17 protein-coding genes are annotated in these 20757 nt (G+C 68.7%); 5 read left to right on the plus strand and 12 right to left on the minus strand.

Annotation, left to right across the window (positions count from 1 at the left end; all coding sequences use genetic code 11):
* Window positions 1-6: 6 nt before the first annotated feature.
* The gene (locus ACWD3H_RS07650; protein ID WP_355553930.1) at window positions 7-1542 is read right to left on the minus strand and encodes a hypothetical protein; all 1536 of its coding nucleotides are present in this window, start codon (window positions 1540-1542) and stop codon (window positions 7-9) included.
* A 158-nt stretch (window positions 1543-1700) separates the two neighbouring features.
* Window positions 1701-2789, minus strand: coding sequence for a site-2 protease family protein (locus ACWD3H_RS07655; RefSeq protein ID WP_350965946.1), 1089 nt, complete (start codon window positions 2787-2789; stop codon window positions 1701-1703).
* Window positions 2790-2968: 179 nt separating this feature from the next.
* Between ACWD3H_RS07655 and ACWD3H_RS07660 the strand changes: the two genes are divergently transcribed.
* The 3 genes from ACWD3H_RS07660 to ACWD3H_RS07670 all read left to right on the plus strand — a co-directional run bounded on the left by ACWD3H_RS07660 (window position 2969) and on the right by ACWD3H_RS07670 (window position 6090).
* Complete coding sequence (locus ACWD3H_RS07660) at window positions 2969-3844, plus strand: RecB family exonuclease (RefSeq protein ID WP_451954427.1); 876 nt, start codon at window positions 2969-2971, stop codon at window positions 3842-3844.
* A 363-nt stretch (window positions 3845-4207) separates the two neighbouring features.
* A complete protein-coding gene (locus tag ACWD3H_RS07665) occupies window positions 4208-5410 on the plus strand; it encodes a sensor histidine kinase (RefSeq protein ID WP_451954428.1) in 1203 nt (400 codons plus the stop codon).
* The gene (locus ACWD3H_RS07670) at window positions 5410-6090 is read left to right on the plus strand and encodes a response regulator transcription factor (RefSeq protein ID WP_350919440.1); all 681 of its coding nucleotides are present in this window, start codon (window positions 5410-5412) and stop codon (window positions 6088-6090) included. The genes ACWD3H_RS07665 and ACWD3H_RS07670 overlap by 1 nt, the downstream gene beginning before the upstream one ends.
* Before the next feature lie 78 nt (window positions 6091-6168).
* Here the strand turns inward: ACWD3H_RS07670 and ACWD3H_RS07675 are convergent, their stop codons facing one another.
* From ACWD3H_RS07675 to metH, 8 genes are all read right to left on the minus strand, one after another.
* A complete protein-coding gene (locus ACWD3H_RS07675; RefSeq protein WP_451954429.1) occupies window positions 6169-7185 on the minus strand; it encodes an ABC transporter ATP-binding protein in 1017 nt (338 codons plus the stop codon).
* Window positions 7186-7220: 35 nt separating this feature from the next.
* The gene (locus tag ACWD3H_RS07680; protein ID WP_451954430.1) at window positions 7221-8258 is read right to left on the minus strand and encodes an ABC transporter ATP-binding protein; all 1038 of its coding nucleotides are present in this window, start codon (window positions 8256-8258) and stop codon (window positions 7221-7223) included.
* Entirely contained in the window at window positions 8255-9268 is a 1014-nt protein-coding gene (locus ACWD3H_RS07685; protein WP_451954431.1) for an ABC transporter permease, read from the minus strand. Before ACWD3H_RS07685 ends, ACWD3H_RS07680 begins: the two co-directional genes overlap by 4 nt.
* Window positions 9269-9345: 77 nt before the next feature.
* On the minus strand, window positions 9346-11109 hold the full coding sequence (locus ACWD3H_RS07690) for an ABC transporter substrate-binding protein (RefSeq protein ID WP_451954432.1): 1764 nt from the start codon (window positions 11107-11109) through the stop codon (window positions 9346-9348).
* 45 nt (window positions 11110-11154) lie between these two features.
* Window positions 11155-12156 carry an ABC transporter permease gene (locus ACWD3H_RS07695; protein WP_451954433.1) on the minus strand — a complete coding sequence of 334 codons (1002 nt, stop codon included), beginning with the start codon at window positions 12154-12156 and terminating at the stop codon, window positions 11155-11157.
* 266 nt (window positions 12157-12422) lie between these two features.
* Entirely contained in the window at window positions 12423-12971 is a 549-nt protein-coding gene (locus ACWD3H_RS07700; protein WP_451954434.1) for a cellulose synthase, read from the minus strand.
* Between the two features lie 201 nt (window positions 12972-13172).
* Complete coding sequence (locus ACWD3H_RS07705) at window positions 13173-13823, minus strand: HAD family hydrolase (protein WP_355553956.1); 651 nt, start codon at window positions 13821-13823, stop codon at window positions 13173-13175.
* Between the two features lie 26 nt (window positions 13824-13849).
* Window positions 13850-17314, minus strand: coding sequence for a methionine synthase (metH, locus tag ACWD3H_RS07710; protein WP_451954435.1), 3465 nt, complete (start codon window positions 17312-17314; stop codon window positions 13850-13852).
* Window positions 17315-17408: 94 nt separating this feature from the next.
* Here metH and ACWD3H_RS07715 point away from each other — a divergent pair, with 94 nt between their 5' ends.
* Window positions 17409-17867 (plus strand): universal stress protein, encoded by a 459-nt coding sequence (locus ACWD3H_RS07715; RefSeq protein WP_355553962.1) that lies wholly within the window; start codon window positions 17409-17411, stop codon window positions 17865-17867.
* Between the two features lie 64 nt (window positions 17868-17931).
* The gene (locus ACWD3H_RS07720) at window positions 17932-18786 is read left to right on the plus strand and encodes a PAC2 family protein (RefSeq protein ID WP_355633101.1); all 855 of its coding nucleotides are present in this window, start codon (window positions 17932-17934) and stop codon (window positions 18784-18786) included.
* A gap of 15 nt (window positions 18787-18801) precedes the next feature.
* Here the strand turns inward: ACWD3H_RS07720 and ACWD3H_RS07725 are convergent, their stop codons facing one another.
* Window positions 18802-19551, minus strand: a complete 750-nt coding sequence (locus ACWD3H_RS07725; RefSeq protein ID WP_451954436.1) for a sirohydrochlorin chelatase — start codon at window positions 19549-19551, stop codon at window positions 18802-18804.
* The gene (locus tag ACWD3H_RS07730) at window positions 19548-20717 is read right to left on the minus strand and encodes a uroporphyrinogen-III synthase (RefSeq protein ID WP_350919164.1); all 1170 of its coding nucleotides are present in this window, start codon (window positions 20715-20717) and stop codon (window positions 19548-19550) included. The genes ACWD3H_RS07725 and ACWD3H_RS07730 overlap by 4 nt, the downstream gene beginning before the upstream one ends.
* Window positions 20718-20757 lie beyond the last annotated feature (40 nt).

The raw sequence follows: 20757 nt of genomic DNA on the forward strand, positions 1-20757 counted from the left end.
TACTCCTTACACCGACGAGTTGAAGGCCCATTTGAACCACTGCGAGGTCGAGCGCAGCGGTCCCATCTTTTTGACGAACCCTCGTCTTGCCAGATCGTCGGCTATCTCCTGAGCCGCGATCTGCAGGCCGAGGAAGGTGTCGACACCCGGGAAGTAACCTCCGAGCGTGGCCGATCCCGAGGCGTAGAGGGCACCGTCACCATTGGCCGTCCCCTTCACCTCGAAGTGGCGCTCCACCTCGAGCCTGCCCACCGGATTGCGGAACGCCCCACCGTGCTGGAGCAGGTCCGCGAAGATCCGGTGCTCGGCGATGTCGGCCTCCAGGCCGGTGCAGTCGATGATGTAGTCGGAGACCGGCTCGCGGACGATGCCGTCGCTGCTGCGCACGTAGCTGACCAGTCGCCCGTCCTGGCTGTGCTCCACGCGGTCGACGGTGCCCTGCACAGGGTGGTAGTAACCGCCACTGCGCCCCGCGCGCATCTGCTCCTGCCAGTGCCGCCGGTAGGGGGTGTTGGTGCCGCCCATCTCCTTGTACTTCTTCGCCCGGTCGGTGCCCTCGAGCTTGCGCATCTGCGCCTTGAGCTGACCGCCCCACACCGACTTGGGGTAGTTGAAGCCCTGGTAGGCCCAGCCGTCCCCGCCCTTGCGGCGTGACCAGATGTGCGCGCCGTGGGAGCCGCTGACGAACGTGCGGAAGATGTGGATGATCTGGGTCTGCAGGCCGTACCGCGCCCGATCGTCGAACAGCCGCTGGAGCACCCGGGAGGCGACGATGCCACCGCCGCGAATGACCACGGTGCCCGGCCTGGTCTTCAGGAACTCGTAGACCTGCTCATGCGGCTCGTAGGCGTTGACGACGTGCTGGTAGTCACCGTGCTTGGTCCGGAACTCCTGCAGGTCGGGCAGGAACTTCAGGCCCGGGTAGCCGATCGCGATGTGCACGAAGCGCGAGCGGAAGATGATGCGCTTGGTCGCCGCCGCGCCGTCCGGCGGGGTGACCACCGTGAAGTAGCCGCCGCCGGCCCGGCGGCGGACCATCCGCACCTGTCCCTTGACCAGCATGTCCCAGTAGTTGATGCGTTTGGCCTCGCGCTCCAGGTTCTCGAAGACCGTGCCCGCGCGCGGGGTCCAGTAGTCGTTCATGATCGGCTCGGTGAGGATCTGCCACAGGTACGACGGCTTCTTCTCCTTCCACGCCTCTTCCAGGGCGTAGGAGGGGAACCCCCACAGGTTGTCCGGGCGAGAGGAGGAGTCGGAGCGGATCCGCTCCCCACGGGGGATCTGCGAGCACCTGGTGAGGAACTCGTAGGTCTGCCATGGGTGATCGATATTGGAGACCACCCGCATCTGCGAGGTGGGGACGCCGTAGATCCTCAGATAGTCGAGCGTCACGAAGGAGCCCATGCCGCCACCGACCGTGAGGAAGGGGATGTCGTACATGGGTATGCCCGCGGCGGCGACCATCTGGTCGGTCCATTCGGGCGCGCCGAGGAGATCCGGCGTCAGATCGCCGGCCGGAGCCGGCGTGTGGGGGGGTGCCAATTGACGTCCCTTAAGCTACATGGCCAGCCAGTTCACTAGCCAAAACCCTAGTCCTGGTACGAGCCGAAAACGAGTAGGACAAACAGGGATGATTTTCCCTGGCCGTCCTGTCTTCGGCGAGTATTCAGTGAGACGCCTGCAAGTGACATGTGGTTCGCTTAAACTCCGCTGAACACTCGATTCACGTCAGACGTCGCGAGCACACCGAAGATCTCGCCACCACGCTCCACCAGGAGATACTCACCCGCCGGGGATTCACGCATGGCGTCGATCAACGGCTCCCCCTCCAGGTCGGCGGCCAGCACCAGCGACGGTTCGAGGCTGCGCGAGAGCGAACCCGTCGTCACCCAGGGGCGGCGGCTCTCCGGAGTGGCCTCCACCGCGACCTCGTTGACGATGCCCGTGGGGTGGCCCTCATGGTCGACGACCACCATCGCCCCCGCCTGCGCCTCCGCCGCCCGGCGCAGGGCCTCGGCCAGCGGCACGTCGCCGGTGACCGCGATGGCCCTCCTGGCCAGGGCGCGGGCGTTGACCTTGGGGATGCGGGCGCGCACCCGGGCACCGCGCAGCGCCTGAGTGGCACCGAACCAGATGAAGGCGGCCAGCAGCACCGACCAGGCGAACGTCATGTCCGGCGCCGACCTGGTCGCCAGCGCCAGCCCGATGGGGATCGCGACCAGGGCCACGGCCAGCCCCCGGCCCGCCCAGGCCGCGGCGATCGTGCCCGTACCGGGCTTGCGGGTGATCTTCCAGACGCCTGCGCGGAGCATGCGCCCCCCGTCGAGCGGCAACCCCGGCAGCATGTTGAAGACACCGACGATCAGGTTGGCGAACCAGAGCTGGAAGACCAGGACGCCGGGGATCGTTCCGGGGTCGATGATCCGGGAGGCGGCGAAACCGAGCCCGGCCAGGCCGAGCGAGAGCAGGGGGCCCGCGAAGGCCACCATGAACTCCCTGCCGGGCGTCTCCGGCTCGCGTTCGATCTCCGAGACGCCGCCGAGCAGGTAGAGCGTGATGCGCCGGACCGGCAGGCCGTACATCCTGGCGACCACGCAGTGCGCCAGCTCGTGCAGGAGCACCGAGACGTACAGCAGCACCGCGAAGACGAACGCGACGACGTACGTGATCGGGATGCTCAGTTCGGGCAGCCAGTAGGCCACCACGCCCTGGAACGAGTAGGTGATGAACGCCGCCACGATGAGCCAGGTCGGCGAGACGTAGACCGGAATGCCGAACGGCCGGCCCATCCGCAGCCCTGAACTGTCCCGGCGTGGGCTGTCGCTGCTCACCGCTGGCTCACCACTCCTCGTTCAACCCGTGTTCAATCCACCCTCAAGCCTCGATGGTACGCGCCGCCGGACCCCCGGCAGACGCCACGAGGGCACCTCGGGCGCAAACTGTCGTCACCGTGACCTACAGTGCGGTCATGTCGCTGACCGAGCCCACGATCATCGGAGCCCTGTCGCCGTCGCGGGCGGGTGACTTCATGACGTGCCCGCTGCTCTACCGTTTCCGGGTGATCGACAGGCTCCCCGAGCCTCCGTCGCCGGCCGCCGTGCGCGGCACGATGGTCCACTCCGTGCTGGAACGGCTGTACGACCTGCCCGCCCCCGATCGCACGGTCGCCGCGGCCCAGGACCTGCTGGAGCCGCAGTGGCACAGGCTGCAGCAGGAGGATCCTTCGTATGCCGGCATGTTCACCGGTGACGACGACCGCGCCGAGTGGCTGGCCCAGGCCCGCGTCATGCTGGAAAGTTACTTCACCCTTGAGGACCCCACCTGCCTGGAGCCCGCCGAGCGGGAACTCTACGTGGAGGCGGTGCTCGGCAGCGGCCTGATGCTGCGGGGCTACATCGACAGGCTGGACGTGGCGCCCAGCGGCGAGGTCCGCGTCGTCGACTACAAGACCGGCAGCGCCCCGGGGCCCGCCTTCGAGGCCAAGGCGCTGTTCCAGATGAAATTCTACGCGCTGGTGCTGTGGCGGCTGCGCGGCTCGGTGCCCCGCCTGCTCCAGCTGATGTATCTGGGAGGTGGCGGCGAGGTCCTGCGCTACGCACCCGACGAGGCCGACCTGCTGGCCACCGAGAGGAAGGTCCAGGCCCTGTGGCAGGCCATCGAGCGGGCGCTGGAGACGGGTGAGTGGCGGGCCAGGCCCAGCAGACTGTGCGGCTGGTGCAGCTACAAGGACCTGTGCCCGGAGTTCGGCGGCACTCCCCCGCCGGTGCCCGAGCGCCAGCCAGGCGACACCGTCCGCAGCAACCGTGCTGTTGGCGACGCTGCGCGTCGCGGTGAGGACGCTTAGACCCGGCTCCTTCCCTCGTCGCTCATCCGCTTCGCTCCTTCGCTCCTCAGTCCAGTCGCCGGCGCGTCCTCACGGGTAGTCCCTCCAAAGTGGCACAGGCACGTCCTCTGGGGCTTCTTGGGGCAAGTCCCAGCGTCGCAATCAACCCGTGAGGCCGCGCCGGCGACTGGACTGAGGAGGGCGGGGTCGTGAGGAACGAACGGCCCCGACCGACGAGGGAAGGAGCCGGGTAAGAGCGGCCTCACCGCGACGCGCAGCGTCGCCAACAACAGGTGTCGCAATCGGCACTGTCCTACGTGGGGATGAGGGGGATATCCGCCTGTGGCAGGGTGGCTGGGCAGGAAGGGCACCTAAGTTGGTTGTGTGCGCAACACCATCGGTAGCCTGCGGGCCTGGTTCCGCGGGCATCCGCTGATCCCTGATCTGCTCCTCGGGGGGGCGCTGGCGGCCGCCTCGGTTCCCTTCGCCCACGTCGCCCAGGTTTTCGGCGATCCGGCCCGTCTCGGGGAGCCGGACGCGATGAGCCTCGGCCTGATCGTGACCGGTTGCCTGTCGGTGGCGCTGCGCCGCCACTGGCCTTTCCTGCTGCTCTGTCTGGTCTGCCTGATCGAGATCACGCTGGCCGCGGCGGGACGGAACCCCTCCCTGCTCTGGCTCGCCGCCCTGGTGCTGGTCTACACGATCGCCGTCCGGCGCGGCCTGGCGGTCAGCCTGTGCGCTCCCGCACTGACCCTGGCCGGCCACTTCCTGTCTGCGGCGGCCGGCGGCGGGCTTGGCGAGTGGAGCACCCACCTGCTGATGGTCGTCTTCGCCGTCTCCCTGTGGATCGCCGGCCGGAACGTGCGGCTGCGCCGGGCCTACCAGGCGGAGCTGCACGACCGGGCACGGCGCATGGAGCACATCCGGGAGGCCGACACCCGGGCGGCCAGGGCCGAGGAGCGCTCCCGCATCGCCCGTGAGCTGCACGACGTGGTGGCCCATCACGTGAGCGTGATGACCGTCCAGGCCGCCGCGGCACGCCGGGTGCTGGCCGGAAACCCCGAGGGGGCCCAGGAGGCCCTGTCGGCGATCGAGGAGCTTGGCCGGACCGCGATGTCGGAGATGCGCAGCCTCGTGGGCGTGCTCAGAACCGACGCGGCGCCCGCCGAGCGCAATCCGCAGCCGGGGATGCGTGAGATTCCCGCCCTGGTCGACCAGATGCGCGAGGCGGGGCTGCGGACACAGCTGTGGATCGAGGACGAGCGCGGGACCACGGGGGCACTGCCGCCCGGGGTCGACCTGGCCGCGTACAGGCTGGTGCAGGAGGCCCTGACCAACAGCCTGCGGCACGCGGGGCCGCAGGCACGAGCCTGGGTGACGGTGCGGCACGAGTCAGGCGAGCTGGCCGTGCGGGTCACCGACGACGGCCTCGGCCAGAAAACGGGCGAAACGAGCGAGGGGGCGACCGGTCACGGACTGGTGGGCATCCGCGAACGCGTTGCCCTCTATGGTGGACTTCTGAGGATCGGCCCACGTCCCGAGGGCGGATTCGAGGTTGATGCCCGGTTCCCCCTCAAGGACACATAATGACGATCAGAGTGCTGCTGGTGGACGACCAGCCACTCCTGCGCACCGGTTTCCGCCTGATCCTCGAGGCCGAACCCGACCTCACCGTGGTCGGTGAGGCGGGGGACGGCAAGGCCGCGCAGGACCAGTCGCGGGCACTGCTGCCCGACGTGGTGCTGATGGACATCCGGATGCCGGGCGTGGACGGCATCGAGGCGACCCGCCGGATCGTACGGGAGGCCGCCGGAGGTGCGCACGTGCCCCGGGTGCTGGTGCTGACGACCTTCGACCTGGACGAGTACATCGTGGAGGCGCTGCGCGCCGGAGCCAGCGGCTTCCTGCTGAAGGACGTCCCGCCGGAGGAACTGGTCCAGGCCATCCGAGTGGTGGCGGCCGGCGACGCCATCGTCGCGCCGAGCATCACCAGGCGGCTGCTGGACAAGTTCGGCGCACACCTGCCGACCCACCGGCAGTCCACCCCCACTCGCCTGGAGCGGCTGACCGAGCGTGAGCTGGAGGTGCTCAAGCTGATCGCCAAGGGTATGTCCAACGCGGAGATCGCCGCCGAGCTGGTGGTGAGCGAGACGACGGTCAAGACCCACGTCGGCAACGTGCTCACCAAGCTGAGCCTGCGCGACCGCGTCCAGGCCGTCGTCCTCGCCTACGAGACCGGTCTGATCACCCCCGGCTCGCCTCCCTGACCCGGCACCCGGCGCGAACGGGTGCGCCCGCGCACCGGCCGTCACCACGGCGAGTGCGCGGGCCTGGGCCGGGATCGGTCAGTCCGAGACGGCCTGCAGGGGCGGCTGCTCCTTGGAGGTGTTCTCCGGGAAGTGACAGGCCACCTGGTGGCCCGCCGCCAGCTCTGCCAGCGGCGGTTCCACGGTCTTGCAGATCTCCTGGGCCTTCCAGCACCGGGTGTGGAAGCGACAGGCCGGCGGGGGGTTGAGCGGGCTGGGCACGTCGCCCTGGAGGCGGATGCGCTCGCGCCCCTCACGCCGCTTGACGTCCGGGATGGGGACCGCGGACATCAGCGCGGTGGTGTAGGGGTGCATGGGCGACTCGTACAGGTTCTTACGGTCCGCCAGCTCGACGATCTTGCCGAGATACATGACCGCGACCCGGTCGCTGATGTGCCGGACCACCGACAGGTCGTGCGCGATGACCACGTAGGTCAGGTCGAGCTCGTTCTGCAGGTCTTCCAGAAGATTGACGACCTGGGCCTGGATCGACACGTCCAGCGCGGACACCGGCTCGTCGGCGACGATGAGCTTGGGCTTGAGCGCGAGCGTTCGGGCGATGCCGATGCGCTGGCGCTGGCCACCGGAGAACTCGTGCGGGTAACGGTTGTAGTGCTCGGGGTTGAGACCGACCAGGGCGAGGATGTCCTGGACTTCCTTCTTGATCCCCTGTTCGGTCTTGATCCCCTGGATACGGAACGGCGCACCGACGATGGCGCCGACCGTGTGGCGGGGGTTGAGCGAGGAGTAGGGATCCTGGAAGATGATCTGCATGTCGCGCCGAAGTGGCCTGATCTTGGACTGCGACATGTGAGTGATGTCGTGGCCCTCGAAGACGACCTTCCCGCCGGTCGGCTCGATGAGCCTGGTGATCATGCGACCCGTCGTGGTCTTGCCACAGCCGGACTCGCCCACCAGGCCGAGGGTCTCCCCCTTGAGGACGTCGAAGCTGATCCCGTCGACCGCTTTGACCGCACCGACCTGGCGTTTGAGCAGGCCCTTGGTGACTGGGAAGTGCTTCTCCAGCCCTTGCACTGACAGAATTGGCTCGGTCACAGACTTTCCGTTCGTCGAACGCGCGTCTCGCTCGCTCACGAGGACTCCAGGTTCACTTTGATCTCGTTCTCCCAGATGTCCCGCCTGGCCTCGTAGGGCAGGTGGCACCGGACCAGATGGCCGCCGTCACTCTCGAGCAGCTCGGGCACCTCGGTGCTCGACTTCCCTCCGGTGCGGCCGGCATAGGCACAGCGCGGGTGGAAGGCACACCCGGTGGGCAAGTTGATCAGTGAGGGGGGACTGCCCTTGATCGGCAGCAGCCGCTCGGTCCGCTCCCGGTCCAGACGTGGCATCGATCCCAGCAGGCCCCACGTGTAGGGATGTTCGGGCCGCTCGAAGATGTCCTCCGCCGTGCCGTACTCGATGCCCTTCCCGCCGTACATCACCAGGATGTCGTCCGACAGCTCCGCGACGACACCCAGGTCGTGGGTGATGACGATCAGCGCGGCGTTGAAGTCACGCTGCAGGTCACGCATCAGGTCCAGGATCTGTGCCTGGACCGTCACGTCCAGAGCCGTGGTCGGCTCGTCCGCGATCAGCAGTTCCGGATCGCAGGAGAGCGCCATGGCGATCATCGCGCGCTGGCGCATGCCGCCGGAGAACTCGTGCGGATAGCTGTCGACGCGCTTTTCCGGCTGCGGGATGCCCACCCGGCCCAGCATGTCGATGGCGTGCTTGCGCGCGACCTTCTTGCTGACCTGGTGGTGGATCCGGTACGCCTCCACGATCTGCGCACCCACCGTGTAGAAGGGGTGCATCGCCGAGAGCGGATCCTGGAAGATCATCGCCATCTTCTTGCCGCGCAACGTCCGGACGTGGTCGGCGGAGGCGGTGACGAGTTCCTCGCCGTCCAGCCAGATCTCACCGGAGATCTTCGCCCGGCCGCCCTTGTGCAGGCCGAGGATGCCCAGCGAGGTGACGCTCTTGCCGGATCCGGACTCGCCCACGATGCCGAGCGTCTTACCGCGCTCCAGCTGGAAGGAGAGCCCGTCGACGGACCTGACCAGGCCGTCGTCCGTCGGAAAGTGAATCCGCAGGTCCCTCAGTTCGAGAAAGCTCGACGGAGCGCTCATCCCAGCCTCACCCTCGGGTCGACCACCGCGTACAGCAGGTCGACGATCAGACTGGCCAGCACAACGAAGAGCGCCGCGACCATGGTGACACCCATGATCTTCGGAAGGTCGTTCGTCACGATGGCCTGGACGGCGTAGTCACCGATGCCCTTCAGCGAGAACGTGCTCTCGGTGAGCACCGCGCCACCGAGCAGCAGGCCGAGGTCCAGACCGAAGATCGTCAGGATGGGGGTCAGCGCGGCGCGCAGGCCGTGCCTGACGACCACCCTGGACTCCTGCATGCCCTTGGCCCTGGCCGTGCGAATGTAGTCCTCGCTCATGGTCTCCAGCATTCCCGCCCTGGTCAGACGCGCATAGGACGCGGCATTGAGGAATGCGAGGGTGATCCATGGCAGGAGGAGGTTGTAGGCCCATTCCGCCGGATTCTCCAGGAACGGCGTGAAGCTGCCGCCCGGCGCGGTGATGCCTAACCCGTAGCTGAAGACGACGAGGGAGACGATGCCGGTGAAGAAGATCGGCAGGGAGACCCCGGCGAGCGCGATGCTCATCGCCGCCCGGTCGAAGATCGTGCCTTTTCGCAGCGCGGACAGCACGCCTATCGCGACGCCACCGAGCAACCAGATGACCGACGCGCCCAGGGCGAGCGAGGAAGTCACCGGGATGCGATCCACCAGGTCGGGCCAGACCGGCTGCCTCTTGATGAAGGAGTAGCCGAAACAGGGAGCGGGGCACTCCTCGATGGCGGCGCCGGTGTCGAACTCCGAGCCGACGAAGACACCTGCGATCCAGCGGCCGTACTGCACGGGAATCGGATCGTTGAATCCGAGTTTTTCCGCCGTGACCGCGATCATCTCCGCGTCGGCGGATCTGCCCATGTAACGGCTGGCGAAGTCCTCAGCCGTGGCACCCGCGATACGGGGAACCACGAAGAAGATCGAGAACGTGACCATGCTCACGATGACGAGCATGAGCACCGCGCCGATCAGGCGCCGGATGATGTAAGTGACCACAGTCCCCCCGGCTCCAGGGGCCGGCCTTGTGGGCCGGCCCCTTCAAGCCTCGACTAACTGAACAGGATTTCCGACGGTTACTGGACGCCCAGGTTCAGGTAGTCGTACATGTCGAACGCGCCGGTGACGAAGACGTTCGTCGCACCCAGGGGGCGGACGAGGACACCCTTGGACCAGACCGAGGGCAGCACGTAGGCCTGCTCCATGACCCGCTGGTCGATCTCGCCCCAGAGCGCGTCACGCTTGGCGACATCGGTCTCGGTGAAGATCTGGTCGATCTTCGCGTCGATTTCCTTGTCCTTGATGCTGATGTTGTAGTTACCACCCGACTCACGGATGGTGCGGCTGTCGACGATCTGCGACATGAAGCCGAAGCCGTCGTTCCAGTCGGCGCCCCAGCCGTTGGTGGCCAGGCCGATGCCGTTCTTCTTCACGAAGTCCGGCTTGCCGGCGTAGAGCGCGAAGTAGTCACCGGTGGGGTAGCCCTTGAGCTCCAGCTTGATGCCGACCTTGGCCAGCGCCTGCTGGAGCGACTCGGCGGTCGCCTTCTCCTTGGGACGGTCGGCGCGGTAGGCCATGATGGTCTCGAAGCCGTCAGGCTTGCCACAGGCGGCGAGCGCGGCCTTGGCCTTCTCCACGTCGCCGGTGCCGGTCGGGTAGAGGTCCAGCTTCTTCCAGCCGCCGATCGACGGCGGCATCAGGCCGGTCGCGATGTCACCGCCGGCGAACTCGCCGCCGTAGGCGTTCTGCAGGCCCACCCGGTCGGCGCCGTAGATGACCGCCTTGCGGCACTCCACGTTGTCCAGCGGGGCCACGTCGGAGACGATCGAGGTGTACCAGGTGCGGGCGCCGGTGGGGTTGTCCGCCCGGGCCTTCAGCGCCGGGTCGCTCAGCACGCGACCGAGCGCGGCGGGCTGGACGCCCGAGCCGGCGAGGTCGATGTGCAGGTCGCCGGAGAGGATCCGGTTGTCCAGGTCGTCGGCGTTGACGCCGAGGGAGATCTCGTAGCTGTCCGGCAGCGCCTTGCGGATCGGGTCGGTCGCCGGGTCCCAGTGCTCGTTGCGGACCAGGGTGTACTGCTTGCCGGCCTCGACCTTGTCGAACTTGTAGGGGCCGGAGGCCACCACGTGCTCGCGGTACTTGACGCCGGTGTCCTTGTCCTTGGGGACCGGAATCGTGCCGGGCAGGGCCGCGAAGTTGTCGAAACCGCCGTAGGCCTTCTTCAGGTGGAAGACGATCGTCTGGTCGTCCGGCGTCTCGATCGCGGAGTCGGTGTTGACGTCCGGGGTCTTGTAGACGCTCTTGAAGTCCTTCGGCAGGTCCAGCCAGTCGTTGAAGTACGTCGGGCCGTTGACCAGCGTCTCCTTGTCCATGGAGCGCAGAACCGCGTACTTGACGTCCTTGGACGTGATCGGCGTGCCGTCCTCGAACTTCAGACCGGCGCGGAGCTTGTAGGTCCAGGTCTTGCCGCCGTCACTCGACTCGCCCAGGTTCTCGGCCAGGTCGGGGGAGAGCTTGCGACCCTCGGCACCGGGAGCCGGGGTGTAGGTCACCAGCGAACGACCGTAGATCCGGACAAGGTTCCAGGAGAGCGCGTAGTAGGTGTCACCGGGGTCCACCGAGTCCCAGTCCTCGGAGATGGCCATCTTCAGGACGCCCCCCTTCTTGTCGGAAGGGTTGAACACCGCCTCGAGTCCGGCGTTGAACGCGTCCGCGGCCGCCGGCGCGGCCGACGAACCATCGGCCGGCTTCGTCTCGCTGCCGCCGCCGCCACAGGCGGAGAGCCCCAGGGAGAGAGCGGCACCCGCGGCCGCGAAGGCCAGTGCGGATCTCTTGTTCATTTACTTGCACCCCTTGTTAATTCCAGGAGAACGGGAGGTTGAGGGTCAGCGGGACGATTTCGGGTCGAGGGCGTCGCGCAGCCCGTCGCCGAAGAGGTTGAAGGCCAGCACCGTGATGAAAATCGCCATACCGGGGAAGAACATGAAATGCGGCACGTTGTAGAACTTCACCGCCTGCGAGAGCATGCCTCCCCAGGTCGCCGTGGGCGCCTGGATACCGACTCCCAGGAACGAGAGTGCCGCCTCGAACAGGACATTCGTCGGAATGAGCAACGTCGCGTAGATAAGAATCGGCGCGATCAGATTCGGCAGGATCTCACGGAACAGAATGTACGGTCCGCGGGCGCCCAGGCTACGGGCGGCGTCGACGAATTCGCGTTCCCGCAGTGACAGTGTCTGGCCTCGGATGATCCTGCCGATGTACGGCCAGTTGAAGAAACCGATCACGAAGATCAGCAGGCCGATACGCAGCGCGTCGCCCTTCACCCCGAGGCTCTGCTCGAACTGGCCGAGGACACCGACCAGGGCCATCGCGAAGACAAGGAGGGGGAAGGCCAGGAAGACGTCCATCGTGCGGCTGATCAGGGTGTCGGCCCAGCCACCGAAGTAACCGGCCATCACGCCCATGACGGTGCCGATGACCACCGAGAGCAGGGTGGCGAGGACCGCGATCAGCAGCGAGATCCGCGCTCCGTAGATAACCCTGCTGAAAAGGTCACGACCGTTGACCGGTTCCACCCCGAACAGGAACTCCCCGCCGATGCCCGTGCCGCCCTTGGGCGTCATGGTGGAGGTGTCGATCATCTCCTGGTGGAACTCGTTCGGCGGGTGGCCGAGCAGGCCCACGATCAGCGGAGCGAAGATCGCAATGACGATCAGCAGAACGACCACGCCGGCACCGACGAGCGCGACCTTGTCGCGTTTCAGATGCATCCACGCGATCTGCCCGAGCGAGCGGCCTTGGACGGCCTTCACGCCCGCTCCCGCGAGCACTGCCTCCGGCGAGACCTCGGTGGTCTTACCGGGGGCGTCGAGCGGTGCGGTCATACAGTTGGCCCCCTGGATCCCAGACGACGTTGTCCGTCAACGCGTTTCCCGGGTCGGGTAGCGCGCCGTAAGTCTACGGGCCAGTAGTTCGTGGCCCCGTGCGCAGAATCTATGGGCTGAACTGCGCTGACCAGTCCTCTGGGGCGCTATGTGGCTTAACTGTGATTCACGTGAAATTCATTCGTTCTGATCTTGGAGCTAATGTCCGGAAGCCGTTCCGCTTCTGTCTTGGATTCGTGACATGGGAATGAGTCGATTACTCAGCGTCACCCGATCCCGCGACGCTTGAGGATGTCCTCGATATCGGAGAAGTCGTCGTCGGCGGCCGGCTTCGCGGCGGGCCCGGAGGCGGGCGCGGGCGCGGCCTTGTGCTTGGGCAACGGCTGCGTGGCGGCCGTCGCGGCCCCGCCCCGCCCACCGGGGCCCGCCGCTGCCACAGCGGGCACAGCGGACGCGGAGGACACCGGGGGCGCAGAGGACGCGGAGGACGCAGAGGACGCCGCGGCCCTGAGTCGGCGGCCACGCAGGAACCCGGAGACCAGGAAGAGCACCACGGCGAGTCCGGTCACCGCCACCCCGGACCACACCACGGGGTTGAACACCAGACCTGTGAGGAAACCGATGATCGCCGTGCCGATCTGCCACAGGGTGGGAAGCGCGCCGGTCAGAAAGGCGGCGACGGGTAGCAGTGACCAGGCCGCGGCGCGTAACCCCGCCGCGACGCCACGGCGCCGCATCAGCAGGAAACTCAGCACCAGCCCCACACCGGTGACCCCGGCGCAGAGCGGCAACCACGCGATCTGATTGAACGACACAGCGGACCGCCCCTCATGTTGACCTATCCGACATCCATCCTGGCACGTCGGATCGGGACGAGCCCTCCTTCTCAAGGAGGGATCATCCCCTAGGGGGTGCGGCCAGGATCGCATGAAAGATCAGGGAGGGTCCCCAGCAGGCGCTCTCCCGAAAGGAGCGCACCGGCCGTCCTCATACCATCCGCCGGACGACAGGGCCGCTCAGCGGGCACCGGCGGACAGGGAGCGCAGGACCTCCACATCGACCTCATGCAGCGACCCGACGACAAGACGGCCCGGCGCACCGGGAATCGGCAGCACGCTCGGCACCGCCACCACCCGGCAGCCCGCCGCGGTAGCCGATGTCACCCCATTCGGGGAATCCTCCAGCGCGACGCAGCGGGCCGGGTCCACCCCCAGCAGACGGGCCGCCGTCAGGTAGGGCTCGGGATCGGGCTTGGTCCTTGCGACATCGTCACCGGTGACCACGTGGTCGAAGTGATGCCTGCCGATGCTCCGCAGGCACGCCTCGGCGATCGGCTGTGCCGAGGAGGTGACCAGGGCGGCGGCCAGGCCCTCCCCGTGCACCCCCGCCAGCAGCTCGGCGGCGCCCGGCATCATCTCCACACCACCGGCGAGCCTGGAGATCATGCCTTCCACCATCCAGCTCTCCACCTCCTCGGGAGCGGCGCTCCCGCCGGAGACCCGGAGCATGTACGCCACGGCCGCCGACATCGAGCCGCCCACCATGTTCTCCTGGTGGGCGGCCCCCCACTCGCCGCCGAGCCGCTCCATCACCTCGGTCTCGACCTGGAACCAGATCTTCTCGCTGTCGACGAGAAGCCCGTCCATGTCAAAGAGAACCGCTTCCATACCCTTGTAGCCCTTCCGGCAGACGGTCACACGTTGAAGTAGTTGGCCTCAGGGTGATGGACGATCAGCGCGGACGTCGACTGTTCGGGGTGGAGCTGGAACTCCTCGGACAGCTCGACACCGATCCTGGACGGGTCGAGCAACCCCATCAGCTGGACCTGATCCTCCAGATTGGGGCAGGCCGGGTAGCCGAAGGAGTAGCGGCAGCCCATGACGTTGACCTTGAGCATGTCCTCCAGGGACTCGTCACCGCCGATGCCCAGTTCGGTGCGCACCCGCGCGTGCCAGTACTCGGCCAGGGCCTCGGTCAGCTGCACCGACAGACCGTGCAGCTCCAGGTAGTCGCGGTAGGCGTCCTTGGCGAACAGCTCGGCCGCCGCCTCGGAGACCCGGTTGCCCATCGTCGCGACCTGGAAGGCGACGACGTCGACCTCACCGGAGTCCTTGGCGCGGAAGAAGTCGGACAGGCACAGGTGCCGGTCGCGGCGCTGGCGCGGGAAGGTGAACCGGGTGCGCTCGTTGCCCCCCTCGTCCAGGATGATCAGCGAGTCGCCGTCGCTGACGCACGGGAAGTAGCCGTAGACGACCGCCGCCTCCAGCAGGCCCTCGGTCTGCATCCGCTCCAGCCACATCCGCAGGCGCGGCCTGCCCTCGGTCTCGACCAGTTCCTCGTAAGAGGGCCCGTCACCACCGCGGGCGGCCTTGAGGCCCCACTGACCCATGAACGTCGCCCGCTCGTCAAGGAACGCGGCGTACTCCGCGAGCGGTACGCCCTTGATGACGCGCTCGCCGAGGAAGGGCGCCGCCGGCACCGCGTTGTCGACGGCCACGTCGGAGCGGGTCGGCAGCTCCTCCACCGGCGTCCTGACCAGCGTGGCTCCGGTCTTGACCCGGCGCTCGCGCAACGGCGGCAGGCTCGCGCCCTTCTCGCCGCGCTTGACCGCCATGAAGGCGTCCATCAGGCGCAGTCCCTCGAAGGCGTCGCGGGCATAGCGGACCTCGCCCTGGAAGAGTTCCGCGAGGTCCTGCTCGACGTAGGCACGGGTCAGCGCGGCCCCGCCGAGCAGCACGGGGAACCTGTCGGAGATGCCCCTGGAGTTCATCTCCTCCAGGTTCTCCTTCATGACCACCGTGGACTTCACCAGCAGCCCGGACATGCCGATGACATCGGCCTTCTTCTCCTCCGCGGCCTCCAGGATGACCGACACCGGCTGCTTGATGCCGAGATTGACGACCTCGTAGCCGTTGTTGGAGAGGATGATGTCGACCAGGTTCTTGCCGATGTCGTGCACGTCACCCTTGACCGTGGCGAGCACGATGCGGCCCTTGGTCTCGCCCTCGACCCGGTCCATGTGCGGCTCCAGGTAGGCGACCGAGGTCTTCATCACCTCGGCCGACTGGAGCACGAACGGCAGCTGCATCTGGCCGGAGCCGAACAGCTCGCCGACGGTCTTCATGCCGTCGAGCAGCACGTCGTTGACGATCTCCAGGGCGGGGCGCTGGGCGAGGGCCTCGTCGAGGTCGGCCTCCAGGCCCTTGCGCTCACCGTCGACGATGCGGCGCTTGAGCCGCTCCCACAGCGGCAGCGCGGCGAGTTCCTCGGCCTTGCTCGCTTTGAGAGCCGCGGCGTCGACGCCGTCGAACAGCTCCATGAACCGCTGCAGCGGGTCGTAACCCTCCCTGCGCCGGTCGTAGACCATGTCCAGGGCGACCTGGCGCTGCTCCTCGGGGATGCGCGCCATCGGCAGGATCTTGGAGGCGTGCACGATCGCCGCGTCGAGGCCGGCGTTGACGCACTCGTTGAGGAAGACCGAGTTGAGCACGATGCGGGCAGCGGGATTGAGACCGAACGACACGTTCGACAGGCCCAGTACCGTCTGCACCCCGGGGTGGTGCCGCTTGATTTCCTTGATCGCCTCGATCGACTCCAGCGCGTCGCGCCTGGTCTCCTCCTGGCCGGTGGCGATGGGGAAGGTGAGCACGTCGACGAGGATGTCCTCGACGTTCATGCCCCACTTCGTGGTCAGGTCCTCGATGAGGCGCAGCGCGATCCGGACCTTCCAGTCGGCGGTGCGCGCCTGGCCCTCCTCGTCGATGGTCAGCGCCACCACGGCCGCGCCGTACTCGCGTACCAGCGTCATGTTCTTGTGGAAGCGCGACTCGACGCCGTCGCCCTCCTCGTAGTTGACCGAGTTGACGACCGCGCGCCCGCCGAGCATCTGCAGCCCGGCCTCCAGCACGGCGGGCTCGGTGGAGTCGAGGACGATCGGCAGCGTGGAGGCGGTGGCGAAGCGGAAGGCCAGCTCCTTCATGTCGGCCACGCCGTCGCGCCCCACGTAGTCGACGCAGAGGTCGAGCATGTGCGCGCCGTCGCGGGCCTGCGCCCGCGCGATCTCCACGCACTCCTCCCAGTCCTGGGCGAGCATCGCCTCCCGGAATGCCTTGGAACCGACGGCGTTGGTGCGCTCGCCGATGGCCATGTACGAGATGTCCTGGCGGAAGGGGACGCTCTGGTAGAGAGAGGAGGCACCGGCCTCGGGGCGTGGCCGGCGCGGGGCCGTCTCCTGCCCGCGTACCCTCTCGACGACCCGGCGCAGGTGCTCGGGCGTGGTACCGCAGCAGCCGCCGACGAGGGAGAGGCCGTAGTCGCGGGTGAAGTTCTCGTGCGCCGAGGCCAGTTCCTCGGGGCTCAGCGGGTAGTAGGCGCCATCGGAGGTCAGCACGGGCAGTCCGGCGTTGGGCATGCACGAGAGGCGGATCCGGGCGTGGCGGGCCAGGTAGCGGAGGTGCTCGCTCATCTCGGCGGGGCCGGTCGCGCAGTTCAGGCCGATCACGTCGACGCCGAGCGGCTCGATCGCGGTCAGTGCCGCGCCGATCTCCGAGCCCAGCAGCATCGCGCCGTTGGTCTCGATGGTCACCTGGGCGATGATCGGCACGTCCCGGCCGGCGTCGGCGATGGCCCGGCGTGCGCCGATCACCGCCGCCTTGACCTGGAGCAGATCCTGGGAGGTCTCGATGATCAGGGCGTCGGCGCCACCGCCGACCAGCCCCGCGGCGTTGTCGTAGTAGGCGTCGCGCAGCACGGCGTACGGCTTGTGCCCGAGAGTCGGGAGCTTGGTGCCGGGGCCGATGGAGCCGAGCACGAAGCGCGGCCGCTCGGGGGTGGACCAGGCGTCGGCCGCCTGCCGGGCGACGCGGGCACCGGCCTCCGAGTACTCGAAGACCCGTTCGGAGATGTCGTATTCACCGAGAGCCGAAAGGTTGGCCCCGAAGGTGTTGGTCTCGACGCAGTCGACCCCCACCTCGAAGTAGGCCTCGTGCACGGCGCGGACGATGTCGGGGCGGGTGACATTGAGCACCTCGTTGCAGCCCTCGTGGCCCTGGAAGTCGTCCAGGGTGACGTCGTGGGCCTGAAGCATCGTCCCCATGGCCCCGTCGGCGACCATCACGCGCTCGGCCAGGACTTCACGGAAGGACGGGGTGCTTGTCATGAGACAAGAGTACTGGGACCCGCATGGCCGTTATTGTTGTTGACAGCAATTGAACTTCTTGTCCAATTAACACGGCCACCCCTGTGAGGCACCGATGGCGACCTACCGCACCATCCTTGTCGGCACCGACGGCTCCACCTCCTCCTTCGGCGCGGTCTCCTCGGCCGCCTCCCTCGCCGCCGCCACCGGCGCCGACCTGATCCTGGCCTGCGCCTACTCCCCCATGCGCGAGCGTGACCGCAACGCCGCCGCCGACGTCCTCGGCGACCTCTCCTACAAGGTGACCGGCTCCACCCCGGCGGACGACGCCCTGCGCGCCGCCCGGGAGCGCGCGGCCGCCGCGGGCGCCCGGACGATCGAACTGGCCGCCGAGGAGGGTGACGCGGTGGACGTGCTGGTATCGCTCGCCGGCAGGCGCGGGGCCGATCTCGTGGTCGTCGGCAACCGGGGGCTCAACAGCCTGGCGGGGCGGCTGCTCGGCTCGGTGCCGTCCGGCGTGTCCCAGCGCGCGGGCTGTGACGTCCTGATCGTCCACACCACATCCGGAAGGTGACGTGAAGGCCCCCTCACGGCATAGGCTTAGCCGGATAGGACGGTGCGGTGAGAAGGAGGGGCGCGTGATCGAGATCGAAGGTCTGCCCGAGCTCGTCGACCCGGTGATGATCGCCGCGTTCGAGGGGTGGAACGACGCGGGCGAGGCCTCGAGCGGAGTGATCGCGCACCTCGAGGGCGAGTGGAAGGCGACCCCGCTGGTCTCCCTGGACCCCGAGGAGTACTACGACTTCCAGGTGACCCGCCCGATCGTCGAGATGGGCGAGGGGCTGACGCGCTCCATCACCTGGCCGACCACGAAGCTGTCGGTGGCCAGGCCGCCGGGCGTCGACCGCGACGTGGTGCTGCTCCGCGGTATCGAGCCCAACATGCGCTGGCGCGCTTTCTGCGAGGAGATCGTCCTGGTCTGCCGGGAGCTGGGGGTCGAGCTGGCGGTTCTGCTCGGCGCGCTGCTCAACGACTCGCCGCACACCCGTCCGGTGCCGATCGTGGGATCGGCGACCGACGAGGGGCTGGCCAGGGCGATCAACCTGGAGCTGAGCCGCTACGAGGGACCGACCGGCATCGTCGGCGTGCTCCAGCAGTCCCTGGGCGCGGCCGGGCTGCACGCCGTGTCGCTGTGGGCCTCGGTGCCGCACTACGTGGCCCAGCCCCCCAACCCGAAGGCCACCATGGCACTGCTCAGCCGGATGGAGGACCTGCTCGACATCCCGATGCCGCTGGGCGAGCTGGCCGAGGAGTCCCGGGCCTGGGAGCACGGCGTCGACGAGCTGGCCTCTCAGGACAGCGAGGTCGCCGAGTACGTCAAGGAGCTGGAGGAGCGCAAGGACGCCGCCGAGCTGCCCGAGGCCAGTGGTGACGCCATCGCCGCCGAGTTCGAGCGCTACCTGCGCCGGCGCGACCGCGACTCCGACGGCTGAGCCCGCGGCCGGCGGTCACCACCGGCCGTTCCCCTCCGCCAGGACCGGACGCGCGGAGACCAGGCGCCTCCGGTCCGAGTCCAAGGTCACCGGCGCCGGGCACGCCTGGTCGAACCGGGCCCACACCAGCGCGGCCAGATCGGCGTCCACCCCCAGGGGGGCGGCGACCAGGTCGGCACCGGACGTCTCCAGACGGTCCTGGAAGAAGCCCGGGGCCAGGAGGTAGGAGGCGAGCGCGATCCGCGGCGCGGGTCCTGAGCGCAGCCGCTCCAGGGCCTCGGCGATCGAGGGGGTGCCCGTCGCGGCGAAGGCCGCGGTGACGGGGCGGGAGAGCCGGACCGAAAGCAGCCGGGCCGCCGCCCGCACGTCGGCCAGCGCCGCGGGGTCGGACGACCCCGCGGCTCCCAGGATCACCGAGTCCGCCGCCCTCAGCCCCGCGGTGGCCAGTCGTCTGGCGAGCACGGCCGCGAGCAGCGGATGCGGCCCCAGCGGGGCCGTCACCGCGGCGTCCGGCCTGGCCGCGGCCACCACCGCGGGCAGGTCGATGTGGACGTGGTAGCCGCCCGCCAGCAGCAGCGGGACCACCACGACAGGGCCGGGCACGCGGGCGAGCACGTCGGCCAGCGGGGGTGAGCTGATCTCCAGGAACGCCTGCTCGACGCGCGTTCCCCGGCGGCCCTCGCGTACCAGGTCACGCAGACCGGCCAGGGTCTCCTCCCCCCTCGCGCTGCGCGTCCCGTGCCCGGCGAGGACCAGCGTCGTCACAGGCCTTCGCCTCGGTCGCAGGCCAGGCGGTAACCGCGTTTGACGACCGTCTCGACGATTCCCGAGGGGCCGAGCGCCCGGCGCAGGCGGGTGATGGCCATCTCGACCGCGTGCTCGGCCGAGTCCCGCGACGGGCCTCCGGGGAGCACTGTCCGCAGGTCGGAGCGGGCCACCACGTGCCCGGGTTTGTCGGCCAGACGCTTGAGCACCGCCATCGGCGCCGGCGGCAGCGGCTTCAGCTCGCCGTCCACCGCGACGGCGTGACCGCGGATCTCCAGCCGGTGGCCGCCCGCGACCAGGCGGGTGACGCTGTGCTCGGGCAGGTGCCTGGCGAGGGTACGGGCCAGCGTGCCCAGGCGGGAGCGCTCGGGCTGCACGGTGGGCACCCCGCGTGCCTCCAGGGGCCCGGCGGTGACCGGGCCCACGCAGGCGGCGACGACCGGCCCCGCGAAGGCCGCGACCAGTGCGTCCTCCAGGCCGTCCGCGCGGGCCGAGTTGAGCATGGCCAACACGGCCGGGGCACTGGTGAAGGCCACCGCGTCCACCCCGCCGGAGATCGCCTGGCTGACCAGGCGGCGCAGCGGCGACACGTCCCGGTAGGGCAGCCACCGGTAGACCGGCACCTCGATGACCTCCGCGCCGGCTTCGCGCAGTGCGGCCACGAAGCCGGTCAGCGGCTCCCCGTGCAGCTGCACGGCGATGCGGCGGCCGCGCAGGTCCTGGGCCAGGAGGTGCTGCTTGACCTCCTCGCACGACTCCGTGGACGGGGTCCAGTGGTCGTTCAGCCCAGCGGCCCTGACCGCGCCGCGGGCCTTGGGCCCGCGGGTCAGCAGCCGTGCGGAGGTCAGGTGCTCGGCGAGGTCGCCCGCCAGCCCCCAGCCCTCGGCGGCGGCCATCCATCCCCGGAAGCCGACGCCGGTGGTGACCACCACGTCGTCGATCGGGGCGGACAGGCCGGCGCGCGTCGCGGCCAGCAGGTCGGCGTCCTCGGCCAGGGGTACCAGGCGGATCGCGGGGGCGCGCACCACCCTGGCGCCCCTGCGTTCCAGCAGCGCGCAGAACTCCTCGCGCCGCCGGGTGGCGGTGACCCCGATCGTGAACCCGGCCAGCGCGTCGGGCGCGGTCTCGGGAGAGTCGACGGGGCTGTCCAGAACGGCGATGCTCATCTGTCGTTCACCACTCCTCGCTTGATCTTCTTCAGGTATC

The organism is Streptosporangium sp. NPDC002607 (assembly GCF_053592655.1).

Bases quoted from the DNA above. Each gene is read 5' to 3' on its own strand.
- ACWD3H_RS07680 (WP_451954430.1), bottom strand. From the start codon at position 8,258: ATGAGCGCTCCGTCGAGCTTTCTCGAACTGAGGGACCTGCGGATTCAC.
- ACWD3H_RS07695 (WP_451954433.1), bottom strand. From the start codon at position 12,156: ATGACCGCACCGCTCGACGCCCCCGGTAAGACCACCGAGGTCTCGCCG.
- ACWD3H_RS07705 (WP_355553956.1), bottom strand. From the start codon at position 13,823: ATGGAAGCGGTTCTCTTTGACATGGACGGGCTTCTCGTCGACAGCGAG.
- ACWD3H_RS07715 (WP_355553962.1), top strand. From the start codon at position 17,409: ATGGCGACCTACCGCACCATCCTTGTCGGCACCGACGGCTCCACCTCC.
- ACWD3H_RS07670 (WP_350919440.1), top strand. From the start codon at position 5,410: ATGACGATCAGAGTGCTGCTGGTGGACGACCAGCCACTCCTGCGCACC.
- ACWD3H_RS07655 (WP_350965946.1), bottom strand. From the start codon at position 2,789: ATGGGCCGGCCGTTCGGCATTCCGGTCTACGTCTCGCCGACCTGGCTC.
- ACWD3H_RS07660 (WP_451954427.1), top strand. From the start codon at position 2,969: ATGTCGCTGACCGAGCCCACGATCATCGGAGCCCTGTCGCCGTCGCGG.
- ACWD3H_RS07690 (WP_451954432.1), bottom strand. From the start codon at position 11,109: ATGAACAAGAGATCCGCACTGGCCTTCGCGGCCGCGGGTGCCGCTCTC.
- ACWD3H_RS07730 (WP_350919164.1), bottom strand. From the start codon at position 20,717: ATGAGCATCGCCGTTCTGGACAGCCCCGTCGACTCTCCCGAGACCGCG.
- metH (WP_451954435.1), bottom strand. From the start codon at position 17,314: ATGACAAGCACCCCGTCCTTCCGTGAAGTCCTGGCCGAGCGCGTGATG.